1 pseudogene is annotated in these 574 nt (G+C 29.3%); it reads right to left on the bottom strand.

Annotated elements, in window-relative coordinates:
- Positions 1-574, bottom strand: a pseudogene (locus IDG60_RS00315) (DNA mismatch repair endonuclease MutL); the annotation flags it as partial.

Below are 574 nucleotides of genomic sequence, written 5' to 3'. Positions count from 1 at the left end.
CCATGTACTTGGCCAACAATTTCCATATATGGAATTCTTCGTTTAGGGTCTTTACTTTTTGTTCCTTTAATATCGTTTACATCATAATAATCATCAGACGCTTTATTCTCATAATTTTGCACAGATGCATCCTCATTTGAATCAAATGTTTGATCCATTTCTTGTAAAATTTCTTGTTGTTTTTTGAAGTAGTCTTCATCTTTTTCACGTGTATTATTATAACCAGAAGATTCATCATCAGTTATTAAACTTTCAGATGTTTTCGTTACGAATGGATTATATGAATCTTCTTTTATAACTATCTCATCGTTTTGATTTTCTGCCATAAATGACTTACTGTTACTTTCTTCAGATGAAAACGTCTTCTCTTGGTTATTCTCTGTGTTTTGTCTTTGTTCAAATTCGATTTTTTGTTGTTCGAATGAATATAATACTTTATTTTTTTTTGGCACATAATCCAAGTTATTTTTAGGAATTAATATACGGTCTTTAAATGCTTCTTGTATTTTGCTCACTATCAATTGATATAGTTGCTCTTCTTTTGATAAACGCACTTCTAGTTTTGTTGGATGAA

Source organism: Staphylococcus sp. EG-SA-2, assembly GCF_017152085.1.
This window is presented reverse-complemented; position numbering and strand designations above follow the sequence as displayed.